This is a genomic window from Streptosporangium sp. NPDC004631, from assembly GCF_053601935.1.
Genome location: NZ_JBSGCR010000001.1, coordinates 136,270 through 161,699, shown reverse-complemented (window position 1 = coordinate 161,699; position 25,430 = coordinate 136,270). Strand labels below are relative to the sequence as shown.

Annotated in this window: 8 protein-coding genes (1 of these 8 running past the window's edge); all 8 read left to right on the top strand. The window is 73.0% G+C overall.

Annotated elements, in window-relative coordinates:
* The first annotated feature begins 6 nt into the window (after nt 1-6).
* A complete protein-coding gene (locus ACWEF2_RS00560; RefSeq protein ID WP_453810862.1) occupies nt 7-1,800 on the top strand; it encodes an ABC transporter ATP-binding protein in 1,794 nt (597 codons plus the stop codon).
* A 2-nt stretch (nt 1,801-1,802) separates the two neighbouring features.
* On the top strand, nt 1,803-2,690 hold the full coding sequence (locus tag ACWEF2_RS00555; protein ID WP_453810861.1) for a hypothetical protein: 888 nt from the start codon (nt 1,803-1,805) through the stop codon (nt 2,688-2,690).
* Nucleotides 2,691-2,743: 53 nt separating this feature from the next.
* Nucleotides 2,744-5,995 carry a condensation domain-containing protein gene (locus ACWEF2_RS00550; protein ID WP_453810860.1) on the top strand — a complete coding sequence of 1,084 codons (3,252 nt, stop codon included), beginning with the start codon at nt 2,744-2,746 and terminating at the stop codon, nt 5,993-5,995.
* Between the two features lie 673 nt (nt 5,996-6,668).
* Nucleotides 6,669-12,998 (top strand): amino acid adenylation domain-containing protein, encoded by a 6,330-nt coding sequence (locus tag ACWEF2_RS00545; protein ID WP_453811077.1) that lies wholly within the window; start codon nt 6,669-6,671, stop codon nt 12,996-12,998.
* Complete coding sequence (locus tag ACWEF2_RS00540) at nt 12,995-16,198, top strand: non-ribosomal peptide synthetase (protein ID WP_453810859.1); 3,204 nt, start codon at nt 12,995-12,997, stop codon at nt 16,196-16,198. Before ACWEF2_RS00545 ends, ACWEF2_RS00540 begins: the two co-directional genes overlap by 4 nt.
* Nucleotides 16,195-21,909, top strand: coding sequence for an SDR family oxidoreductase (locus ACWEF2_RS00535; protein WP_453810858.1), 5,715 nt, complete (start codon nt 16,195-16,197; stop codon nt 21,907-21,909). The genes ACWEF2_RS00540 and ACWEF2_RS00535 overlap by 4 nt, the downstream gene beginning before the upstream one ends.
* Nucleotides 21,906-25,304, top strand: coding sequence for an amino acid adenylation domain-containing protein (locus ACWEF2_RS00530; protein WP_453810857.1), 3,399 nt, complete (start codon nt 21,906-21,908; stop codon nt 25,302-25,304). Before ACWEF2_RS00535 ends, ACWEF2_RS00530 begins: the two co-directional genes overlap by 4 nt.
* Nucleotides 25,286-25,430 carry the start of an amino acid adenylation domain-containing protein gene (locus tag ACWEF2_RS00525; RefSeq protein WP_453810856.1) on the top strand. Its footprint extends 8,030 nt past the window's final position, so 145 of the gene's 8,175 nt are visible here — the first part of the coding sequence; it begins with the start codon at nt 25,286-25,288; the stop codon falls past the right edge of the window. Before ACWEF2_RS00530 ends, ACWEF2_RS00525 begins: the two co-directional genes overlap by 19 nt.

Below are 25,430 nucleotides of genomic sequence, written 5' to 3'. Positions count from 1 at the left end.
CAGTCGGTGAGTGAGGAGACAGAGGCGACGAGGGTGAACGGCCGACGTGACGGCGCCGGTGCCGTGCGCGCGCTGTGGTCCTACACCCGTGGGATGCGCGGCACACTGACGGGGTTGTTGCTCCTGGAACTCGTGTCCAACGGCGCGGCGCTTGCCCAGCCGCTGGTGGTCCGTGCGGCGGTGGACGGCCTGGGGACGCGGGAGAGCCTGGCCGGACCGGTGATCCTGCTCGTCGGGATCTCGGTAACCGGACTGGCGCTCACCTGGCTATCCACCTACCTGCTGGAGCGTTTCGGCCAGCGGATCGTGTTGAACGTGCGGCACCGGCTGGTCCGGCGGATCCTCGGCGCCCCGGTGTCCGTCGTGGAGCACCGGCCGGTCGGAGACTTCCTGTCGAGGGTCGGCAGCGACACGACGGTGCTACGGCACACCGTCACCGGCATGTTGGTGCATGGTGCGGCCGCACCGCTGACCATCATGGCCGCGGTGCTGGTGATGGCCGGCATCGACCTGGTCCTCCTGGCGACCGTGGCCACACTGTTCGGCCTGTCGGCGGTGGCCGCGACGTGGGCGCTGGGCCGGGTCGGCGAGGCCAGCGAGGAGGCCCAGAGCCACCTCGGTGGTCTCACCAGCGTGTTGCAGCGGGCACTGGTCGCCTTCCGCACCGTCAAGGCGTCCGGTACGGAGGAGCACGAGCGGCGGCTGGCCCGCGAGGCGGCGGAATCGTCCTACCGGGCCGCGATCCGTGCCGGGCGGGCCGAGGCCACGGTCGAGGTCATCGCGGTCACGGGCATCGAGCTCTCCTTCATCGTGGTCCTGCTGGTCGGTACGGCACGTACGACCGCGGGCGCCCTGACGTTGAGCGACCTGATCGCGTTCCTGCTCTACGTGGTGTATCTGCGGGGACCGGTGGAGACGCTGGCCATGGTCGGCTCCTCGTTCGCCGAGGGGCTGGCGGCGGTACGCCGGGTGCGGGAGCTGGAGCTCCTGCCCCCCGAGGCCGGCGACCGTCCGGCGGCCACCGGCGTCCGGAACGGCCTGGACGGCCGTCGCCGGGGGGGCGTGCTCCAGTTGGAGGATGTGTGGTTCGGCTACGACGGCCGGCCGATCCTGCGGGGCGTCACCATGGACGTGCACCGTGGACTCACCGTGCTGGTCGGCCCATCGGGTACCGGGAAGACGACGGTGCTCAGTCTGGTCGAACGCTTCGCCGACGTGGAGCGCGGGCGCATCTCGCTCGACGGGGTCGACCTCCGCGAGCTTGACCGGGACGACCTGCGGCGCAGGCTCGGCTATGTCCAGCAGGACGCCCCGCTCCTCGGCGGCACCATCGGGGAGGCGGTGCGCTACGGCGTTCCCGATCCGGGCCGGGCGGACGTGGCCGGCGCGTTGCGGACCGTCGGCCTGTGGTCCTGGGTCGACGCCCTGCCGTTCGGTCTGGACACCCCGGTCGGCGAGCGCGGGGTGGCGATCTCCGGCGGTCAACGGCAACGACTCGCCGTCGCCCGCGCCCTGCTCCGCGGCCCCGAGGTGTTGTTGCTGGACGAGGCCACCAGCCAGCTCGACGCCCGGAGCGAACGGATCCTGCTGGGCGCCGTCGTCGAACAGGCCGCGCACCGGGCGGTGCTGGCGGTCACCCACCGCGTGGCGGTCGCGAGTCTGGCCGACCAGGTCGCGTTGCTCGACGAGGGGCGGATCCGTGCTCTCGGAAAACATGACGAGTTGCTGTCCTCCGACGCCATGTACCAGGAACTGCTGGCCGTTCCCCCGTCCGCCTCGGCCCACGATCGTCGGAGGTAGAAATGACCCATCGTCACCCCGGCGGATTCGCACGCCTGTACGACCCCGTACACGGCCCGGGCGCGCAGCCGTCCTGGCACGAGCCGACCGTCTCCTACAGAGAGCTGGTGAAGGGCGGGCGGCTGCTGTCCGCCTATCCGCCCGGGTGCTGGCGGGCGCTGGGCATCAGCCGGCAGGACATGTACCGGGTTCAACCCCTGCTGCTGTATTTCGCCGCGCTCGTCTACAAGGGCGACCTGGCCTACGAGGAGGCGCAGCGACGGGGATCGTGCGAGGTTTCCACCGCCCTGTTCAAAGGGGAACTGGAACGGTTGTTCCGTGGTCACGGGCTGTATGACGACACGATCAAGGAGGGGCTGGACGATCTGGAGCGCTACGGCGTGCTGGAGAGCCGTATCGTGCTGCGTCAGGTCCCCCTGACGCCTGACCTTCTGCGGACGGCCTGTCGGCTGCGATCCTCCGACGCCGTCGTGTTGATCCGCGTCCTGGCCAAGCTGGCCGAGACGGACTGCGAGGGGCTGCTCACACTGCTGCGGCCCTGGCTGGTGCTGTGGGAACTCGACGATGACCTGGTCTCCTACACGTCGGATGTCGCCGAGGGGACTTTCAACATCCTCGACCTGCACGTTCGCCTGCACGGCCCGGAGCTGGCCTCGCAACGGCTGCAGGAGCTCCAGACCAGCCTGCTGGCCGAGATGTTCGACGCGATGGACCAGGCGAGGCGGGGCGACCTGCTGCGCATGTCGATCCTGACCTCAAGGCGCGCGGCGCTCGTAACCCACCTGCTGCGGGCGTTGCCGCGGCGTGTACTGCTTCCGGCGGCCAAGCGGCTGCAACTGTGGGAGGGCAGGTTGTGCCCGGAGATCCCCGAGATCCGTGGCACGCGGTGACCGCCGGAGGGTCGTGACCGGGCACCGTTACCGGCCGGAACAACCGAGACACGATGGGAGCGACGGCGTTGGGCGGTCGGATACGGCGAATGTGGTCCCGGCTCAAGGGTGCCGGCCCTCCAACCGCGTCACCGCCGGGGGACGCGGAACCGCCGGCGGCGCCCAGGGATCGGCCACTGCCGCTGTCCATCCGGCAGGAGGCGGAATGGGTGTTCCACTGGGAGGCCGAGGGCAGCACCGGTAATCTGCCGCTCCTGCCACGGCTTACCGGCCCGCTGCGCCCCGTCGCCCTGCTCTTCGCGGTACGCGACGTGATCGCGCGACACGAGAGCCTCCGCACCCGGTTCCCGTTTGAGGCGGGGGAGCCGGTCCAGGTCTTCGAGCCACCCGGCGTCGCCGTTCCACCACTCGTCGACCTCGGTGGTCTGGATCCGGAGGCGCGGCGGGCGGAGGTGCTGCGGATCGAGGCCGAGGCGGTCGGCCACAGATTCGACCCGGCCGGCGCGCCGCCGGTGCGGGTGGCCCTGCTCCGGCTGGACCCGGCCGACCACGGGCTGCTGCTCTGCATCTCGCACTTGGCGGCCGACCTGTGGTCGATGTCCCTTCTCACCGGCGACCTGCGTACGTGCTACGAGGCGTCGTCCACGGGACGGCCGGCGAAACCGTCTCCGGCCCGGTCTCAGCAGGCCGACCACGGCGTGCAGGAGCGCGCCTACTGGACCGCGGACCGGACGTCGTCGGAGCTGCGGCGCTGGCGGCGCCGGCTGGCGGGGGTCGTCCCCGTGCCGTTGCCGGCCGACCATCCTCGCCCGGACGGGCACGACCTGGCCTGCTTCTACGTGATGACCAGGCTGGACTCCGGGCTCGGCGACCGGTTGCGGGAGTTCAGCCGCCGCCGGGGGGTGACCCTGTTCGTCACGATGCTCGCGGCCTTCCACGCCCTGCTCGCGCGCTACTGTTCGGTTGAACGCCCGGTGACCTACTCGTCGTCGGCCGCCCGCAGGTCACCCGCCGCGCAACGCGTGGTCGGCTGCTTCTCCGACTACCTTGTCGTGGTCGGGGACTGCTCCGGTGACCCCACCTTCCAGGATCTCCTGGCCAGGACGCGCGACGAGTGCTTCCGCGCCCACGACCATCAACGCCTGCCGTTCCCCTACCTGGTGGCGGGGGTGGATCCGGAGCGGGCACTGCGCCCCCATCCCCTCAAACAGGTCGGGTTCAGCATGCACAACACGCCACCGGCCGTGCTCGAACTGTCGCCCGAGATCACGGTGGGAGGCTTCGGGATAGAGGTCCCGGAGCTCGACGAGAGTGTGCTGTGGACCGCGGACCTCTTCTTCGAAGCCTATGACTACGGCTCGGGAGCGATTCAGCTTGATCTGACGCTCAGCAGCCGCCTGTTCGAGACGGCCGCCGGGCAGCGGTGGGCGGAACGGTACCGGCGGGTGCTCGAACAGGTTGTCCGTGATCCCGGCATCCGCCTCTCCCGGCTCGACATCCTGATCGACGGGGAGAGGGCGCCGGCGCGGGCGGAGGTGGAACCTCGTGCCTTTGAGGAGGGAACCGTCGCCGGGCTGCTGTCGCGGCGGCTCGCCCGCACGCCCGACGCCGTCGCGATCAGCCACGCCGGCCGTCAGCTGTCGTTCGACGGTCTGGCCCGCCGGGCCCGAGCGGTGGCGGCCCTGCTGAGCACGCGGTCACGACCGCCGGGGCGGCCGGTGCTGGTGCTGCTCGACGACTGGCAGGATCGGATTGTGGCGACGACCGCCGTGCTTCTGGCCGGTGGGGTCCCGGTCGACGGCGCCGGTCCGCGGTGGAGCCCTGGACGCTTCCAGCGGCTGGTCTCCGCGCTCGGCACGCCCACCGCGATCACCGGAGGAACGTCCGCCGGCACGTGGGGCGTCTCCGCGCGGAACACGGTTGACCTCGCGGCCGGAGCCGCGATGTCGCCGGCGACGGTCAGGGCGACGACGCACCCGGAGCTGGCCGCGGCCGTGGAACCCTCCGAAGTGGATGACCAGTGGGTTGTTCTGCCCCATCGCGCGCTGGTGGCCGAGGCCGTCGCCTTCACGGACGCGGCCCGCCTCGGGCCGGGGAGCCGGGTCGCCCTGCTGGACGATCGGGGCGGGACGGCCTCGGCCGTCGCCTTGGCGCTCCTTTCGGGCGCCACCCTGGTGTTCCCCCACGACAGGCCAGGCGATACCGGCACATGGAACACATCAGAGCAGATCACTGTGATCCAGGCCGAACCGGGGCGGTGGCGGCAGCTGCTGGCAGCCGGCATCCGTACCGAGGCCGGCATCGACGTGTGGTGCGGCCCGGCGCCGGTGCCGGCGCGTCCGGTCGCCGAGCTCGCCGCGGCCGGTTTCCGGGTGTGGGGAAAACACGGCTGGCCGGAGGTCGGCGAGACGCTGACCGTCGCCCGGCTCGACGCGGAGGCGGGGGTGGAGCGCGGGGTGGGAAATCTGGGCGTGCCCGCCGCCGGACGCGCGGTGTCCATCGTCGATCGGGCAGGCCTCCCGGTACCCACCGGCGTCGGCGGCGCGCTTACCGCACCCGTGGCCGGGCTCGGCTACCTGGGCGGTCCGAGGGCGACCGCGGAGCGGTTCGGCCCGGACCCGGCCGGGAGGGGGACCCGGCGTCATCGGAGCACCCATCGCGGGCTCCGCACGACCCAGGGTGCTCTTGAGCTTTCCGGCCCCATCGCCGGATACGTGTCTCTGGGCGGCCGCCTACTGGAGACGGAGGCGCTTGAGCGGGCGCTGGCCGAGTTGCCCGGCGTCTCGGCGGCGGTCGTCACCGCCGGATTCTGGCCCAACTCCTTCGGTATGGCGGCGCCGACGCTCGTCGCCTGGATGGCAGGGAGCCGGATGCCGACGGAGGAGGAGGTCCGGGAGCATATGAGAGACGGGCTTCCCCGCGGCCATGTGCCGCAGGTTCTGGTCTGGGTGCCGCCGGATCGGCTCGCACGGGTACGCGCCTCCCGTGACGCGGGCGGGGATCCGCCGGCATCGCTCCCCGGACCGGACGACGCCGTGCTCCTGCCTGCGGGCTCGGCTCCGCCTCACACGGCGACCGAGCGGCGGCTGGCCGCGTTGTGGGCCGGGGTGCTTGAGGTCGAGGAGGTCCATCGCGCCGACCACTTCTTCCGGGCCGGCGGCACTCCCGGGCGCGCCGTTCGGTTGCTGCACGCCGTCGCCGGGGAGTGGGGGGTAACGGTGCCGCTTGGCGACTTCCTGGCCGCGCCGCGGCTGATCGAATTGGCCGAGTTGATTGACCTGTTTAGCCGCGGGCTTTCGCGGTGAATTGCAGTACGCCATTCTGGTCCTGCCCGAAAATGTTTGGATCCCGACCTATAATGCGGGAGGCCGGGGACGGCCCGATGTCCGGGTCCGTGAGATCGCCGGTACGTTCAACCTGGGCGGTCGGCCCAAAATACGCGTTCTCGTTGGTGAGGAACGCCCCCGCTCCGGCGTGTAACCGCGCTTCACCGGTGCGGACGAGCACCGCTTTACCTGTTTCGTCCCCAAAACTCCCGGTGGGCAATCGGCCGCTCCGGCCTGCGGGATTCCGGCCTGAATGTAGATTCTTCAACTATCACATGAAGGTCACGAAATATTGAGGATGGCCGTAGTATTTTCTGGAGATCTGTTGATATGATTCTGTTGCCAATGTGAGGTTCCCGTGCCGTCAGTGCAACCTGGCGTGGGAGGAAGTTGCTATTTGAGGCGATAGTCGATCCTATCGGGGGGCGACAGCTATTCAAAGCAGCAGCCGGTTCTTACGCAAGGGTGACGGCCATTCCGGGGTGGCGGCCGTTCTTCCGGCCGGGCCTGGGCAGGAGAGCGGTTCACGGCCGCCCCGCGACCGTCCTGCAGTCGCCGACATCGCTCGACACCATTGAATCGACAAATTCTGTAGAACATCACAAAAGGGTCCTGGCGGACCACTGTGCTGGGGAGGCAGACAGTGTCTGAAATGGCGAATGCCGGGTATCGGGTCTCCCCGCTGCAGCGCCATCGATGGGCGCGTCGGCTTGATGGCCGCGAGCAGCGGTACGCGCAGCTCGGGATCCGCGTGGAAGGGCGGGTCGACGTCGCACGGCTCGCCGCCGCGGTGCGAGCCGTTGTGGCCCGGCACGAGTCTCTGCGCACCGGCTTCGTCGGTCTGGCCGGACGCGCGGCCCCGCTGCAGGTGATCAACGAGCCCGGGCCCTCGCCGTTGCGTGTCGCGGAGTCACCCGGCGTCTCCCTCGACGCGCTCTGCCACGACGAGCGCACCGGCCTCGACCCCGTCGAAGGACCGGCCTTCCGGGCCGCGATGGCGAGCGTCGCCCCGGACCGGTCGTTCCTTGTCCTCAGCGCCCACGCCCTGGTCGGTGACCGTCGCTCCCTGCGGTCGGTGCTGGCGGAGATCGCCTCCGCCTACCGGGCGGGCGACGCGGTGGACGCGGTGCCGGAGCGGGAACCCCCGATGCAGTACGCGGACTTCGCCGCCTGGCACGACGATTTGCTGAGCGCCGAGGACGGTGCGGCGGAGCGAGCGGCCTGGGCGGCGCACCTCACCCCTGAGCTGTTCGATCCGGTGCCCGGTGTGGTGGAGACGGGAACCGGCGCCGGGAGGTGGCGGTCGCACCGGGACACGGTGGACCCGGAGCTGCCGACACGGCTCACGGAGTGCGCGGCCGCCTGGTCCAGTACCCCGCAGGCCGTGCTCGCCGCCCTGTTCGAGGTCCTCACCTGGCGGTTCTGCGGGGAGCGCGACGTGCTGGTCGCCGGCGTCGCCTCCGGGCGCTCCTACCCCAGCCTGTGTGACGCGGTCGGGGCGTTCGAGCGGGAGGTTCCCGTCGCCTGCCGGTTCACCCCCGGCACCCCGTTCCGGGAGCTGCTGGCGGAGAGCGGGCGCCGGCGCGCCGAATGGACGGAGCGGATCGACCACCTCGATCCGGGGAGGCCGGTCGACCGCGCCGGGAAGCCGGCGGCTCCGTTCTTCGCGTTCGACTCCGTGGACTCACCGGAGCCGCTCGAATCCGGCGGGGTCACCTTCGTTCCGGTGCTCGAAGCCGCGACCGCCGACGCCGCGCTCCGCTTGACCTGCGTTCTCGGTGAGAACCGGCTCACCCTCGACGTCGGCTACGACGATGGGCGGGTGCACCGGGCACACGCCGCGCGCATCGCGGCGTGCTTCGTCATCCTGTTGCGGAACGTACTGACGGACCCGGACACTCCGATCGGCGAAATCGGCATGCTGTCCGGCGATGAGCGCAAGCGCGTGCTCGCGTCCGGACGGGGACCGGCCGTCGACCATCCGGAAACCCCGGTGCACCAGGCATTCGCGGCGCAGGCACGGCGGACCCCGGACGCGGTGGCCGTGGTCGCCGACGGCACCGGCACCACCTACTCGGAGCTCGACGCCCGCGCCGACCGGCTCGCGCACCGGCTGGCCGGGCTCGGGGTGCGCCCGGGGGACCGGGTCGTCGTCTCCCTCGGGCGGTCGGCGGAGCTGCTCGTCGGCATCCTCGGTGTGCTCAAGGCGGGCGCCGCGTTCGTGCCCGTGGACATCGCCTATCCGGTGCGACGGCTGAAGTTCGTACTGGAGGAGACGGCGGCCCCGGTGCTTCTCACCAGCCGTGAGTCGCGCGGCCGGTTGGGGGCGTGCGAGGCGGCCGTCCTTGCCCTTGACGAGGAGGAGGCCGGCACCGGGCGGGACGCCCCACCGGCGGTGGAGGCGGGTCCGTCCGATCTGGCTTACGTCATGTACACCTCCGGCACCACCGGGGTCCCCAACGGCGTCCGGGTGACACACCGGGGCCTGGCCAACTACCTGCGCTGGTGCGCCGAGGCCTATCGGTTGCGGGAGGGGACCGGGGCGGTGGTGCACTCCTCCATCAGCTTCGACCTCACGCTGACCGCGTTGCTGGGGCCGCTGCTGGTCGGGCAGCGGGTGATCCTGTTGCCCGAGGAGACCGGCGTGGTCGGGCTGGTGGCGGCGGTGCGCTCGTGTCGCGACCTCACCCTGGTCAAGCTGACTCCCACCCACCTGGACGTGGTCAACCAGTTGCTGGAGCCCGCCGAGATCGCGGGCGCCGTCCGCACCCTCGTCGTCGGCGGCGAGGCGCTCCGCGCCGAGAGTGTCGAGCCGTTCCGCGCGGCCGGCACACGGGTGGTGAACGAGTACGGCCCCACCGAGACGGTGGTCGGCAGCGTCGCCCATGTCGTCGACGAGAGCACCCCGCGCTCGGGGCCGGTCCCCATCGGCACTCCGATCGCCAACACTCAGGCGTACCTGCTCGACCCGAGGCGGCAGCCGGTGGCCGACGGCGTGGTCGGTGAGGTCTACCTCGGCGGGGCCGGTGTCGCCCTCGGCTACCTCGACCGCCCGGAGCCGACCGAGAGCCGTTTCCTGCCGAGCCCCTTCGGGGACGGGACGCTGTACCGCACCGGCGACCTCGCCCGCCGGCGGCCGGACGGCGCCCTCGAATACCTGGGCCGGGCCGACGACCAGGTGAAGATCCGTGGCGTCCGCATCGAGCCCGCCGAGGTCGAGAGCGTGCTGAGGCGGCACGTGACGGTGGGCAAGGCGGTGGTGGTGGCCCACCGGGACGAGGATCCGGGCCGCTCCTCGCCGCTGGCCGGCGAGCTGATGCTGGTCGCCTACGTCGTACCCGCGGACGGGGCGGCGGCGGCCGGCTCCGCCGAGTTCGCCGAGCACTGCCGGAGGCACCTGCCCGACCACCTGGTTCCGGCCGCGTTCGTGGTACTCGACGAGCTGCCGGTGACCGCCAACGGCAAGCTCGATCGTGCCGCGCTCCCCAAACCGGCCGGTCACACCGCCGTCACCGCCGACTATGTGCCGCCGCGAACCGCCACCGAGGAGATCCTGGCCGCCGCCGCGGCGACCGTGCTCGGCCTGGACCGCGTCGGCATCGACGACAACTACTTCGCGGTCGGCGGCGACTCCATCCGCAGCGTCATGATCGCCAGCCGGGCACAGGCCAGCGGCGTCGACGTCACCGTCGCCGACCTGCACCGGCTGCCCACCGTGCGACAGTGCGCGGCGTACCTGGACGCGCGGGAGGAACCCGATGCGCCGCCCCGCACCGAGCCCTTCGCGCTGGTGCGCGAGGAGGACCGGACGCGGATGCCGGCCGAGGTGGAGGACGCCTTCCCGTTGAACCTGTTACAGGAGGGCATGATCTTCCACCGCGACTTCGCGGCGAAGTCGGCGGTGTACCACGCGATCGCGTCGGTGCGGCTGCGTGCCCCGTTCGACCTGGACGTGATGCGCGTGGTGGTTCGCCAGCTCCTGGAGCGGCACCCCATGCTGCGCACCTCGTTTGACATGTCCACCTTCAGCCGCCCGCTTCAGCTCGTGCACGGCGTCTTCGAGACTCCGCTGCACCACGAGGACCTGCGCGAGATGGCGCCCGAGGAGCAGGACGCCCGTATCGGCCGGTGGATCGAGTGGGAGAAGGAGCGCGGCTTCGACCTGGACGAGTACCCGCTGATCCGGTTCACGGTGCACCGGGTCGCCGACGACGTCTTCCAGTTCACCTACGGCTTCCACCACGAGATCGTGGACGGCTGGAGCGAGGCGTTGATGATCGCCGAGCTGTTCAGCCACTACTTCTCGATCGTCTTTGACGAGCCGGTCGCGATCCGGCCGCCCACGTCGACGATGCGGGACGCGGTCGCGCTGGAGCTGGCCGCTCTGGAGGACCGGCGAAACCACGAGTTCTGGGACTCCTACCTGGCCGACGCGACGTTGATGCGGCTGCCCCGGATGGACGCGGGCCCCCGGGCGGACAAGGGCGACCGGCAGATCGTGCGGATCGAGATCCCCGTCCCGGTCGAGCTCTCGGACCGGCTCAAGGAGCTGGCCCTCGCCAACGCCGTCCCGCTCAAGACCGCTCTCATGGCCGCCCACATGGCCGTCATGTCCACCTACGGCGGCCACACCGACACGTTGACCTACACCGTCACCAACGGCCGGCCCGAGACCGCGGACGGAAGCACCGCGATCGGGCTGTTCGTCAACAGCCTGGCGTTGCGGGTGCGGATGGCCGGCGGGAGCTGGCGCGACCTCATCCTCGCCACCCTGGAGTCCGAGCGGGCCTCCCTGCCCTATCGGCGGCTGCCCATGGCCGAGCTGAAACGCCACCAGGGCAACGAACCGCTGGCCGAGGCGTTGTTCTTCTTCACCAACTACCACGTGTTCGCCGTACTGGACCGGTGGAAGGACCGCGGCGTCGAGCACGTGGCCGACGAGCTGTACGGCGAGTCGACCTTCCCGTTCTGCGGGATCTTCCGGCTGAACCGGGAGACCGGCCACCTGGAGGTCCGCATCGAGTACGACAGCCTGCAGTTCTCCGCCGAGCTGATGGACGGCGTCCGCGACTGCTACGTGCGGGTCATGGAGGCGATGGTCACCGACCCCGGCGCCCGCTACGACGCGCAGGCGCTGCTGTCGGACCGCGACCGGGAGTCGCTCGCCTCGTTCGTGTCCGGCCCCGTCGCGCGGGTCGCCGACCGCTGCCTGCACGAGCTGATCGAGGAGCAGGCCGCCACACGCCCGGACGCCGTGGCGGTGCAGCTCGACACGGCGATGCTCACCTACCGGGAGCTGAACCGGCGGGCCAACCGGCTGGCGCACATGCTCCGACGGCGCGGCGTCCGCCCGGAGACGACTGTCGGGGTGCTCGCCGAGCGCTCCGTCGAGCAGATCGTGTCCCTGCTCGCGGTGCTCAAGGCTGGCGGCGCCTACCTGCCGCTGGATCCCGGCCAACCGGACGAGCGGATCAACGCGCTCGTGACGGCCGGCGGTGTCGGGCTGGTGCTCGTCCAGCGGCGTCTGGCATCCCGTGTCCCGGACGGGCCCGGCGCGATCGTCGTGGACCCGGGGATCGGGGTCGCCGGAGACCAGCCGGACAGCGACCCGGTCAGCGGTGCCGCGCCCGCGAACCCGGCCTACGTCATGTTCACCTCGGGCTCCACGGGACAGCCGAAGGGAGTCGTGGTCGAGCACCGCAACGTCGTCGCCTCGCTCGCCGCCCGCGCCGTGGCCTACGGCGGCGAGGCCGAGCGGTTCCTGCTGCTGTCCTCCTTCGCCTTCGACAGCTCGGTCGCCGGCATCTTCTGGCCCCTCACCCGGGGCGGGACCCTGGTGCTGCCCCGGGAGGGTCTGCAGACGGAGCCCGCCGGACTCGTGGAGACCATCGCCCGGAACCGGCCCACGCACACGCTGGGCATCCCGTCGCTGCTCGCGCCCGTCATGGAACAGGCCGGCGCGGGAGAACTCTCCTCGCTGCGCGTGCTGATCGCGGCTGGAGAGCCGTGTCCCACCACTCTGCTGCGGGCCTGCGCGGCGGCGCTGCCCGACGGTGTCCTCGCCAACGAGTACGGGCCCACCGAGGCGACCGTGTGGACCACGATGTGGTCCGGCGCCCAGGCGCCGGACCGCCCGCAGCTGCCCATAGGCTCGCCGGTGGCCAACACCCGGGTCGACGTGGTCGACCCGCACGGCCGGCCGGTGCCGATCGGGGTGTCCGGAGAGCTGTACCTCGGCGGTGCCGGGGTCGCCCGCGGCTACCTGGCCCGCCCGGCCGACACCGCGGCCGGCTTCCGGCCGGACCCGAGCTCACCGGGCGCGCGCCGGTACGTCAGCGGTGACCTTGGCCGGTACCTGCCCAACGGGCAGCTGGAGTTTCTCGGCCGGGCCGACCACCAGGTCAAGGTGCGCGGGTTCCGGGTCGAACCGGGCGAGATCGAGGCGGTGCTGGAGACCCACCCCGCCCTCCGGCGCGCCGTCGTCATGGCACGCGGGGAGAACGCCTCGGACAAGGCGCTCGTGGCGTACGTGCTTCCCACACCGGGGCAACGGCCGGAGCCGGCCGAGCTCCAGCAGTACGTCCGCGACCGGTTGCCGAAGTACATGGTGCCCTCCGCATGCGTCGTGCTCGACGCCGTCCCGCTCACCGCGACGGGCAAGGTGGACCGGGCCTCGCTGCCGGAGCCGACCCACGCCGAGCTGACGGGGGTCCGCGACTACCGGCCCCCGCGCACCGAGACCGAGCACGCGCTCGCCGCCATCTGGGCCAACGTGCTCAAGCTGGACCGCGTCGGCATCGCCGACCGGTTCTTCGACCTCGGCGGTGAGTCGCTGCGCGCCATGCAGGTCACCGCGGCGACCAATCGAATGTTCGGCATCAAGCTGTCGGTGCGATGCCTGTTCCAGACACCCACCATCGCGGAGTTCGCCCCCGAGGTGGACCGGGCGCGGCTGGCCGGGGCCGGGGCCGGCCGCGCATGACGACGACGGTGAGCGGCGAGGCCGGAGACAGGGGCAGGGGAACGCCCCTGACCTCGGCTCAGCGAAGGCTGTGGTTCCTGAACCACCTTGTGCCGGGCGGCGCGGCGTACAACATCTGCACGGCCATCGAGATGACAGGACCTCTGGACGTGACCGCGCTGCGGGCTGCGGCCCTTCGCGTCGGCCGGCGGCACGAGGCCCTGCGCGCCACCTTCGACGTGGTGGACGACCAACCACGGCAGTGGTTCGACGCCCCGGCCCCACCGCTGCGCCTCGTCGACCTGTCCGGGCTCGGCGGCGCCGGCCGTTCCGAGGTTGAGCGCCGGCTGCGGGACACCGCCGCGCGGCCGTTCGAGCCGGCGGCCGGACCGCCCGTCGCGTGGCTCCTGTTCCGCCTTACGGCCGACCACCACGTCCTGGTGTTCTCCGCGCACCACATCGTGTTCGACGGGGGGTCGCTCGCGGTGGTCCGCGGCGAGCTGGAGGCCGCCTACCGGGCGGCCCGGCGGGGACGTCCGGACGGGCTGCCGGATCCCGCGCCGGGCTACGGCGAGGTGGCCGGCCGTGAGCGTGAGCTCCTCGGCGAGGACGACCTGGAGTTCTGGCGTTCCGCGTTGCGGGACGCACCGGCCCACACCGCGGTGTTCGGAACCCCCGCGCCCCCTGGAGACGGCAGGCCGGCGCTGGTCGTCGACCGGCTGGCGGTCCCCGAGCTGGACGTCGTCGACCGGCTGTGCCGGCGGGAGGGCGCGACCCACTACATGACGCTGCTGGCCGCGTTGGCCTGCCTGGTGTCCCGATACTCGGGGCAACGGGACGTCGTTCTCGGCTCACCGGTCGCGCTGCGCGGGCATGAGGCGCTGTCCGGTGTGGTCGGGATGCTCGTCAACACCCTGCCGCTACGGCTACGGCTCGACGGCGATCCCACGTTTCGCGAGGTGCTGGCACGGACCCGGGACACGCTGCTGGACACGTTGGAGCATCAGCTGACACCGTTGGAGGAGATCGTCGACGCACTCGCCGTGACGCGCGATCCCCAGGTCAGCCCGTTGTTTCAGATACTGTTCGCCTACCAGCGGCGGCCGGAGCCCCCAACCTTGCCCCTGGTGACGAGCCGGATCGTGCCGGTCCCGGCGGCCGCGGCCAAGTACGAGCTGACCGTCACCGCCACCGAGTCCGCCACAGGGCTCGAACTGGCCTTCGAGGCCGACCCGGGGTACTGCGGGGAACCGGAGCTGCGCGCGTTCGCCCGGCACTTCCGTACGCTGGCCGATGCGGCCGTGCGGCGACCGGAGACCCGGCTCAGCGGGTTGCCACTGCTGCCCGGCGCCGAACGCCGTCGCCTGACCCGGTTCACCCGGCCTTCGGGGGACGGGGCGACCGAGCCGGTCCACCGCCTGGTCGAGCGCGTGGCCGCCGAGCGGCCCGACCGGCTGGCCGTGGTGTGCGGACAGGAGCACATCAGTTACCGTTCGCTGAACTGCCGGGCCAACCGGCTGGCGCGGGAACTGCGTCGCCGCGGATGCGGTCTGGACGACGTCGTGGCCATCCGGATGCGTCGGCGGATCGACCTCGTCGTTGCGATGCTCGCGGTGCTGAAGGCGGGCGCCGCCTACCTTCCCGTCGACGTCGCGCATCCGCCCGAGCGCGTACGCGGGATGCTCGCCGACTCCGGAGCCCGCCTCGCGATCACCGAGCCGGAGTTCCGGGACGGCGTCGACCTGCCGTGGATCGCGCCGGACGACCCGGTCCCGGCCGGGCACGCCGTAACCGACCTGGGCCTCCCCGGCCACCCGGCCGCCCTGGCATACGTGCTCTACACCTCCGGCTCGACGGGACGGCCGAAGGGCGTGGCCATCCAGCACGACAGCGTCGCCGCCTTCCTGGGCTGGGCCGGTGAGACCTTCACCGCCGACGAGCTCGCCGCGGTCCTGGCCACCACCTCCGTCGGCTTCGACCTCTCGGTGTTCGAGGTGTTCTGCCCGCTCACCACCGGCGGGACCGTGGTGCTGGCCGAGAACGCCCTGCGGGTACCGGAACTTCCCTGGGCGCGCCACGCGACGCTGCTCAACACCGTCCCCTCGGCCGCCGAGGCCCTGCTCGACGCCGACGCCCTTCCTGCGTCGCTGCGCGCGGTCAACCTCGCCGGGGAGCCGCTCCCGCGCGACCTGGTCCGCGGGATCCACGGACGCCTGCCGATGGTGGTCGTCCGCAACCTCTACGGCCCCTCGGAGGCCACGACCTACGCCACGGCCACGGTGGTGTCGGCCAAGGACGAGGAGCGACCCACCATCGGCACGGCGATCGGCCCCGCCGCCGTGTGGGTTGCGGGGGAGAACGGCGAGCCCGCGCCCGCCGGCGTCGTCGGCGAACTGGTCATCGGCGGCCCCACGGTCGCGCGCGGGTACCTGCGGCGGCCGGGGCCGTCCGCCGAGGGCTTCCGGCCCGACCCGTACGGCCCCCGGCGGCTCTACCGCACCGGCGACCTCGCGCGACGCGGGAACGACGGCCGGCTGGTGTTCCTGGGCCGCACGGACGACCAGGTCAAGATGCGCGGTGTCCGCGTCGAGCCCGGCGAGGTGGAGGCCGCGCTGCGCGAGACCGGCCGGGTGCGGGCGGCCGCGGTCGTCCCGACCGGCCGGAGCGCGGCCGACCGCCGGCTCGTCGGCTTCGTGACCCCGCTCCCGGGGGTCACGGCGGTGCCCGAGGAGTTGCTGGCCGCGCTCCGGTCGCGGCTGCCCGCGGTGATGGTGCCCGCGCGGCTGGTCGTGCGGGACTCGCTGCCGTACAGCGACAACGGCAAGATCGACCGTGGTGCGCTCGCCCGGATCGCCGGTGTGGAACGGCCGTCCCCGGGCCCCGGAGTCGCGCCCCGCACCCCCCTCGAACGCGTCATCGCCGACGCCTGGTGCGAGGTCCTGGGCCTGGACGGGGTGGGCGTGCACGACGGCGTCTTCGAGATCGGCGGGACCTCGCTGGCGCTGCTGCGGCTGCATCGCACGTTGTCCACGAGGGTCCGGCCGGCACCGGCACTCGTGGACCTGTTCCGGTTCCCCACGATCGCGTCGCTCGCGGCGTTCCTCACCGGCCAGGACACCGGCCGGGGGAGGTCCGAGACCGAGGACACCGTCCGGGCGCGGTCGCGTGGCGCGCGCCGCCGCGCCGCCGCCCGCCGGACGGCACGGGGGGCGGAGGCGTGACCGGCCCAGTGACCGACCCGATCGCCGTGATCTCCCTGGCCGGTCGTTTCCCCGGCGCGGACGATGTGGCCGTCTTCTGGGAGAACCTCCGCGCCGGGCGGGAGGGCATCACCCGGTTCAGCCGCGAGGAACTGCTGGCGCGGGGCCGGGATCCGGCTCAGGTCGACGACCCCCGTTTCGTCGGCGCGGAAGGGGTGCTCAGCGACATCGCCGGGTTCGACGCCGCCTTCTTCGGCTACTCCCCGCGTGAGGCCGAGATCATGGACCCCCAGCACCGGCTCTGCCTGGAGGCGGCCTGGGCCGCGTTCGACTCGGCGGGGTACGACCCGGCGACGCTCGTCGAGCCGGTGGGCGTGTTTCTCGCCGCAGGCCTCAGCTCCTACCTGGTGCGGAACCTGTTGCCCAACACCGGCCTCACCCGGCTGGTCGGCGGCTTTCCACTGTTGATCCACAACGACAAGGACTTCGCCGCCACCACGGTCTCGCACAAGCTGGGCCTGACAGGACCGAGCTACGCGGTCGGCTCGGCCTGCTCGTCCTCGCTTGTCGCCGTCCACCTGGCCTGCCACAGCCTCCAGTCCTTCGAGTGCGACATGGCGTTGGCCGGTGGGGTCTCGCTCCAGGTGCCGCAGGGCCAGGGCTACGTCTACGCCGAGGACGGTATCTACTCGCCCGACGGCCGTTGCGCGGCCTTCGATGCCTCGGCCGGTGGCACGGTGGGCGGCAGCGGCGTCGGAGTGGTGCTGCTGAAGCGGCTGTCCGACGCGGTGCGCGAGCGGGACCGGGTGCACGCCCTCATTCTCGGTACGGCGGTCAACAACGACGGCGCGAACAAGGTCGGCTACACCGCTCCGGGCCTCGACGGACAGGCCGCCGTGATCGTCGAGGCGCACGCCGTGTCGGGGGTCGGCGCGGACAGCATCGGCTACGTCGAGGCGCACGGAACCGGCACCAGCCTCGGTGACCCCATCGAGGTGGCCGCGCTGACGAGGGCGTTTCGCGCCGGCACCGAGCGGACCGGGTTCTGCGCGCTCGGCTCGGTGAAGACCAACATCGGGCACCTGGACGCGGCCGCCGGGGTGACGGGACTGATCAAGGCCGTCCTCGCCGTCCGGGACGGGATCATCCCCGCCAGCCTGAACTATCGCACGCCCAACCCGCGGATCGACTTCGCCGCCACCCCGTTCCACGTCGCCGGTACCACGCGCCCGTGGCAGCCGGGAGACCTGCCCCGGCGGGCCGGCGTCAGCTCCTTCGGGATCGGCGGCACCAACGCCCATGTGGTGCTCGAACAGCCGCCGCCACCACCGCGTGCGGGACGTCCCCGGCCGGTTCAGCCGCTGGTGCTGTCCGCCCGTACGGAGGAGGCACTGGCCGACTCCGCCCGGAACCTCGCCGGGCACCTGCGCCGCGAGCCGGACGCGGACCTGGCCGACGTGGCGGCCACCCTTGCCGGCCGGCGGCCGTTCCCGCATCGGCGGGTGGTCGTGTGCCGGGACGTGACCGCCGCGATCGACGCCCTGGACCGGCCGGCCACGGCCGGGCCGGCGTCCCCGGACCGTGCCGTGGTGTTCCTGTTCCCCGGCCAGGGCGCCGCCTACCCCGGAATGGCGGAGGAGCTGGCCGCCGGGGACACCACGTTCCGCCGTCACCTCGACGAGTGCGCCGGACCGCTCGCCGGCCTGGGCGTCGACCTGGCGGAGGCCCTGCGGTGTCCGCCGGGTACCGCGACCGCCACCCGCCTCGGCCAGCCCGCCCTGTTCGCGGTCGAGTACGCCCTGGCCCGCACGCTCCAGGACTGGGGCCTGACCCCGGCCGCGATGCTCGGGCACAGCCTGGGGGAGTACACGGCCGCGACCCTGGCCGGTGTCTTCTCGTTGCCGGACGCGCTGCGCCTGGTGACAGTGCGCGGGCGGTTGCAGGCCGAGCTGCCGCCGGGCCGGATGCTCGTCGTGCCACTGCCCGGGGAACGTCTCCGTCCCCTGCTTTCCGGTGGGCTGTCCGTGGCCGCGGTGAACGCGCCGGATCAGTGTGTCGTCGCGGGCGAGCCGGCCGCCGTGACGGAGCTGGCGCGGACGTTGCGCGGCCGGGGGGTGTCCACCCGGATACTCGCCACCGCGCACGCCTTCCACTCCCCGGCCGTGGAACCGGTGCTGGCCCGGTTCCGCGCGGTCCTGTCCGAGATCAGGCTCAGCCCGCCGGTCCTGCGTTACGCGTCGAACCTGACGGGGGACTGGGCGCGCCCCGAGGAGGTGTGCGAACCGGACTACTGGCTGGCCCACATGCGCCGGCCGGTCCGGTTCGGCGACGGGCTCGCCCGCTGTCTCGGCCTGGGGCCGGTCGCGACGGTCGAGGTCGGGCCGTCCGCCGGCCTTACCGGCCTGGTCCGCCGGCATCCGCCGGTGGACGGCACCCACCACACCGTGCGCTGCCTTCCGCGGCCGTCCGCCGGACAGGAGTCGTCCGAGGTGGGCAGCGTGGTGGCGGCCGTGGCGGACCTGTGGGCCGTGGGGTGCCCGGTGCGGTGGGACGCCTTCCACCGCGCACAGGAGCCACGCCGGGTGAGCGTTCCGGCGTACCCGTTCCAGCGTCGGCGGCACTGGGTCGAGCCACCCGCCGCGCCCACCGGCCGCCCCGGTTTCGCCGAGCTGTCCGCGGCGCTGCGGACAGCCCTGTCCCAACCGGAACCGGACGGGACGCGTGGGGTGGACGACCACCCCGGGCTCCGGGCCGACCTGGAACTGCTGTGTGTCGTTCTCGCGGACCGCTACCTCCGGTCAGCCGGGGTGCCAGGACGTCCGGGCGACCGGTGTTCGGTGCCGGAGCTGCGCGATCGGCTGGGTCTGCTGCCCGCGTTCACCCGGTTCCTGGACTTCCTGCTCGCGGTCGCGGCATCCGGCGGCGTGCTCCGCAGGATCGGTGACGAGGTGGTGTTCCGGGACCGGGTGGAACCACCCGCCGTGCCGGAGCTGGTCTCCCGCGTCACCCGCGAGCACCCGGGTTTCACCGGCCTGGTCGAGCTGCTCGTGCACTGCGCCGAGGCCTACCCGAGTGCCCTCTCCACTCCTGGTGCGGCGCTCGGCGTGCTCTACCCGGGCGGGAGCGGCGAGCTGCTGCGCCGGATGCTGGGCGAGCGCACCGTGGAACACCGCGCCGTGACCAGGATGACGGTGCTCCTCGGGGACCTTCTGGACCGGCTGGCGGAGAACGGGACGGTCCGTGTGCTGGAGGTCGGCGCGGGCGAGGGCAACCTCACCCGGCATCTGGTGACCCGTGCCGGTGGCCGGCTCCGCTACCACGCCACCGACATCTCCCGGCTGTTTGCGGATCGGCTCGCCGCGGAGGCGGCCCGTCGCGGGTTCGACTCCGTCACCACCGGGATCCTCGACATCGGGACGGACCCGGCCGCGCAGGGCTTCGCCGGCCGTGAGTACGACCTGGTGTGTGCCCTGGACGTCGTCCACGCGACGCAGGACGTCCGGGCCGGCCTGAGGAACCTGCGCTCCCTGCTGGCGCCGGGCGGCCTGCTCGCGCTCGTCGAGACCGTCGGCGGCGACCCCTGGCTCTCGATGATCTGGGGTCTGTCGGACGGATGGTGGAGTCACCGCGACGGTCTCCGTGGGCTCGGTCCTCTGCTGGACCCGCCCCGATGGCGGGAGGCCGTCGCCGGGTGCGACTTCGCCGCCACCGAGGTGTTCACGGCCCGGACCGGCCCGCGGGACGCGGCGCTCATCCTCGCCCAGGCACCCGCCGTCACCGCCTCCGACGTCCCGGCGGCCGTTCCCGCCGACCCCGGCCGGCCGGCGAAGCGCCCGGACATCGCGGAGTGGGGCTACCGCCCAGGGTGGCGGCACGCGCCACCGGCGGCCCCGGACCCGGCGGCCGTTACCGGAAGCTGCCTCGTGTTCTCCTCGGGGCCGCTCGGTCACGCCGTCGAACGCCGGCTGGCCGCGCTTGGCGTAGACGTGGTCCGGGTCGGCGCCGGGGGCCCGGACCCGTTCGACCCCGAACGTCCCGAGCACTACCGATCCCTGGTCGAGCGGCTCTCCGCACGAGGCCGTGCCCCCCGGCTCGCGGTGCACCTGTGGGCGTTGGAGGACGCGCTCGCCCGGGGGCGTGCGGCGACCCCCGGGAACATGCCGGCCGCCCAGCGGCGGGGCCTGCACAGCCTGCTGCACCTGGCCCGCGCGCTCGGCGCCCAGGACGACCGGGAACGGGTCCGGCTCGTCGCCGTCACCGGGGGCTGCCAGGACGTGCTCGGCGACGACCTGACCCATCCCGAGCACGCCACCGTGCTCGCGGCCGTGAAGGTCGTCCCCCGGGAGTATCCGCGGATCGCCTGCGCCGCGGTGGACGTCGACCCCCGGCAGGTGGACACCCATCCGGACCGGCTGGCGGCACAGGTGGTCGACGAGCTCCTCGCCGCGCGGGAGTCCACCGTGGCCGCCTATCGCGGCCGGCGCCGCTTCCAGCCCGACCACACCCCGTGCCCGTTGCGGCCGGAGGGAGTCGGCGCGGGACCTCGGCCGGGCGGGGTGTACCTCGTCTGCGGGGGGCTCGGGGGGATCGGGCTCAGCCTGGCGGAGGACCTCGGCGCGCTCCCGGCGAAGGTGGTCCTCACCCGGCGGCGCCCGTTCCCGGCGCGTGAGGACTGGCCGGAATACCTCGCCGGCCACCCGCCCGAGGACCCGGCAGGCGTTCTCATCAAGCGGTTGCAGGGGATCGCCGCGGCCGGCGGTGAGGTCCTCGTGCTGCCGGCCGACCTCACCGACCCGGCCGCGCTCCGCGCCGCGGTCGCCGAGGCGGAGCGGCGCTTCGGTCCGCTCACCGGCGTGGTGCACGCCGCCGGCGTGCCCGACACGGAGGGCGTGATCCAGCGCCGGGCGACCGAGGACACCGACGCGGCCATGGCGGCCAAGGTGTACGGCACGGCCGTGCTCGACGAGGTGCTCGGGGACCGCGAACTCGACTTCTTCGTGCTGTGCTCGTCGATCGGCACCGTGCTGCACAAGCTGAAGTTCGGCGAGGTGGGCTACGTCGCCGGAAACGAGTACCTCAACGCGTTCGCGGCCTACCGGGCGGCCCGCCGTCCGGGCGTCACGGTCGCGATCGCCTGGACGGACTGGCTGGAGTCCGGGATGTGGGCCGCCGCGCAGGAACGCCTCGCCAGCCGCTACGACGTGGGCCGCGGCGCCGGCCCCGAGGGGAACGGCACCGCCGTGCTGCCGACCGACGACCTGCTCGGCGGTCTCACCCCCGGGGAGGGCGCCGAGGTGTTCCGGCGCGTGCTGCGCAACAACGTCGCCCCCCAGGTGGTGGTGTCCACCCAGGACCTTGACGCCCTGCTGGCCCGGCACGCCGCGTACACCACGGGGGACCACCTGGCCGTGGTGAGCCGGCTGAGCGCGGCCGGCGGACGCTCCCGCGCGGGGCTGAGCACCCGCTACACGGCGCCCGGAACCGACCTGGAGCACGCGCTCGCCACCTGGTACGCCGAGCTCCTCGGGTACGACCGGGTGGGCCGTGACGACGACTTCTTCGAACTGGGCGGTGACTCGCTGCTGGCGCTCCGGCTGTTGTCGATGGTCCGTTCCGGACATGGCGTCGAGGTGTCGGTGGCGCAGCTCTTCGACACGCCCACCGTCGCCGGCCTGGCCGCGCTCGTGGGGCGGCCGGCCGGCGGCGCCGACCGGCGGGAGGTGGTGCTGTGAACGTCGACGCGTTCCTCGCGGACCTGCGTGACCGCCGGGTCCTGGTGACCGTCGCCGGTGAGCAGATGCGGTGCAGCGCGCCGGACGGCGTCCTCACCGACGAGCTGCTCGCCGTGCTCAGGAGCCACAAGGCCGAGATCGTGGCCCACCTGCGCCGGCTGTCCGCCATCTCCCGGCACGAGGGGACGCCGCCGCTCTCCTACGCCCAGGAGCGGTTCTGGCTGCTGCACCAGTTCCACCCCGGCGACACCGCCTACAACATCCCCCTGGAGATCCGGCTGTGTGGCCCGCTCGACCCGGCGGCGTTGCGCCAGGCGATCGGCCAGGTGACGCGCCGCCATGACGTGCTGCGGACCCGGTACGTGATCCGCCGAGGTCGTCCGGAACCCGTTGTCGCCCCTTTCGCCACGCCCGATCTGCCCCTGGTCGACCTCACCGGGCTACCGGACGCGGCCCGGGACGCGGCACGGCACGAGCTCGCGTCCGCCGAGGCCCGACGCCCCTTCGATCTCGCCTCCGGGCCGGTGCTGCGCGCATGGCTGCTGCGGGAGCGCCGGGACGAGCACACGCTTCTGCTGACGCGGCACCACATCGCCAGCGACGGCTGGTCGCTCGGCGTTCTCCTCACCGAGCTGAGCACGCTGTACGGAACACACGCCGGGGGCCTGCCCTGCCCGTTGCCGGAGCCCCGGGTTCGCTATGGGGACTTCGCCGCCTGGCAGCGCGCCGGGGGCGACGCGAACGACCTCACCCGGTGGCGGCGGCTGGTGGCCGCGCCACCCACCCTGGACCTCCTGACGGACGCCGATCCCGAAGCGCCACGTGTGCCCGCCGAGGTGGTGCGCGCGACCCTGGAGGCCGCACTGGTCACCGGGGTGCGAGCGTGGGCGGCCCGCGAGCGCGTGACACTGTTCTCGGTGCTCCTGGCCGCCTACGGGCTGGTGCTGTCCAGCCTCTCGGGCCAGCACGACCTGGTGGTCGGCAGCCCGGTCGCCGGTCGCACCCGGCCCGAACTGGACCGGCTGATCGGCTGCTTCGTCAACATGCTCCCGCTCCGGCTGGACCTTTCCGGCCCGTGCACCATGAGTGAGCTGGTGCGGCGGACCCACGGCGTGGTGCAGGACGGGCTCGCCGGCCAGGATCTGCCCTTCGAACGGCTCGTGGAGATGCTGCGCCCGGAGCGCAGCCTGACCGAGAACCCGTTGTTCCAGACCGCCTTCGCCTTCCAGAACACCCCCGCCGGCGAGACACGGCTGGCGGGTATCGCGGCGTCCGTCGAGCCGCCCCCCACCGTCGCACCGAAGTTCCCGCTCACCCTCACGGCCACCGAACGGGCCGGTGGGATCGACCTGGAGCTGGAGTTCGACCCTCTCCGCCTGGTGCCCGGCCTCGCCGGGGAGATCCTGCGCCGGATGCGGGAGGTACTCCTGGCGGGGCCGGTGGATCCGAGGGCGACGACGCTGGAGCTCCAGCGTCGGCTCCCTGCGGGCGGCGCGGCCGACCCCGGGGCGACCGTCGAGGAGAGCACCCTCCCCCGGCTCGTCGCGGAGGTCACCGCCACGACGCCGGACGCGGTGGCGGTGACCCACGCCGGGCACCATCTCACCTACCGCGCCCTTCAGGAGCGGGCGGACCGGGTGGCCGCGGTGCTGCGCTCCCACGGGGTGGGCCCGGACACGCCGGTCGGCCTGTGCGTCGGTCCCACCGTCGATCTCGTGGTGGGCGCGCTGGGCATCCTCCGCGCGGGCGGGGCCTACCTCCCGCTGGACCCGGCGGACCCGCCGGAGCGGATGCGCGCGGTGGCCGAGCCCGCCGGTCTGCGTCTTGTCGTGACGCGCAGCGACGTGACCGCCCCGCCCGTCGAGCGGGTCGACCTGGACCGGCTGGACGGGACGGCGCGCCCCGGCGGGGCCCCACCACCCGTCCCGGCCAACCTCGCCTACGTCATCCCCACGTCGGGGTCAACGGGCAGGCCCAAGGGGGTCGCGGTCAGCCACGGCAACGTCACCGGCCTCCTGGCCGCCTGCCGGCGAGCCCTGCCCGCCACCCGGGAGCCGCAGGTGTGGGCGTTGGCCCACTCCGCAGCCTTCGACTTCTCCGTCTGGGAGATGTGGGGCGCGCTCACCTCGGGCGGCCGGCTGGTGATCGTGTCCCCGGACGTTCTGCGCGACCCGGGCGAGCTGTGGGAGTCGCTGCGCGCCGAGCGGGTCACCGTGCTCGCCCAGACCCCGAGCGCCTGCCGGCACCTCCTGCCCGCGGCGCTCGCCGCCGGCCCGCGCCGTGCCGCGCTCGCGCTGGTGGTGCTGGGCGGCGAGTCCTGCGAGGCCGCCACGCTCGCGCCCTGGTTCGGCGCCATGGGGGACGACGGGCCCGAGCTGGTGAACATGTACGGGATCACCGAGACCACCGTGCACGTGACCGTACGGCCGCTGCGGGCCTCCGACGTCGACGGCCGCGCGCGCAGTCCGATCGGCGGGCCACTCCCCGGACAGCGGGTGACGGCCGTCGACCAGAACGGCGACCCCGTCCCCGCCGGTGGTCAAGGCGAGCTGTTCGTCGGCGGGGTCGGGGTCGCGCGCGGCTATCTCCGCCGGCCGGGGTTGACCGCGGATCGGTTCCGGCCCGATCCGAGCCGCCCCGGCGCCCGCCGCTACCGGTCCGGCGACCTGGCCCGGGTGTTACCCGGCGGCGACCTGGACTACCTGGGACGGCTGGATAAACAGGTCAAACTGCGCGGCTACCGTATCGAGCCCGGCGAGGTGGAGGCGGCCGCGCTGGCCCACCCGGAGGTGCGGGACTGCGTCGTCGTGCTGCGGAACGACCACGGCCGGTCGTACCTGGCCGCCTACCTCGTCCGCGCCGACGGCGTACGGGACCGGCACCCGGCCGCCGCGGACGCGCGTTCCCGGCTGCGCGCGTTCTTCGCCGACCGGCTTCCACGGCACATGGTCCCGTCCGCCCTGGTGTTCCTCGACCGGATCCCGTTGACGCGTAACGGAAAGCTCGACGAGGACGCGCTGCCGGAGCCGGTCGCGAGTCACCGCCCGGAGAGCAGGCGGCCCCGCACCCCCACGGAGTGGCGGATCGCCCGGATCCTGGCCGACACGCTCGGACTCGGCTCCGGGGAGAACGTCGGCGCGCACGACAACTTCTTCGACCTGGGCGGTGACTCGCTGCTGCTCATCCGGTTCCACTCGCGCGTGGTCGAGGCGTTCGACGTCGACCTTCCCGTGCGCCGGGTCTACCAGGCCCTCGACGTCGCCACCCTCGCCGGCACCGTGGACGCCTTCCGGGCCCGCGCCGAGGAGGACGCCGTCCGTGACGCGCTGCGCGAGGTGGAGGCCATGACGGAGACGACGTTCGCGGAGGGGGACCAGTGTCACCGGCCCGAGTGAGCTCCGCGCGCACCATCGTGGACGTGGCCCGGCACCACGCCGAGACCACGCCGGACCGGCCCGCCTACGTGTTCCTCCCGGACGGCGAGACCGAGTCCGGGCGGTTCGACTTCGCGCGCGCCGACC

Coding starts and splice junctions, on each gene's coding strand:
- ACWEF2_RS00555 (WP_453810861.1), top strand. CDS start 1,803: ATGACCCATCGTCACCCCGGCGGATTCGCACGCCTGTACGACCCCGTA.
- ACWEF2_RS00550 (WP_453810860.1), top strand. CDS start 2,744: ATGGGAGCGACGGCGTTGGGCGGTCGGATACGGCGAATGTGGTCCCGG.
- ACWEF2_RS00545 (WP_453811077.1), top strand. CDS start 6,669: ATGGCGAATGCCGGGTATCGGGTCTCCCCGCTGCAGCGCCATCGATGG.
- ACWEF2_RS00540 (WP_453810859.1), top strand. CDS start 12,995: ATGACGACGACGGTGAGCGGCGAGGCCGGAGACAGGGGCAGGGGAACG.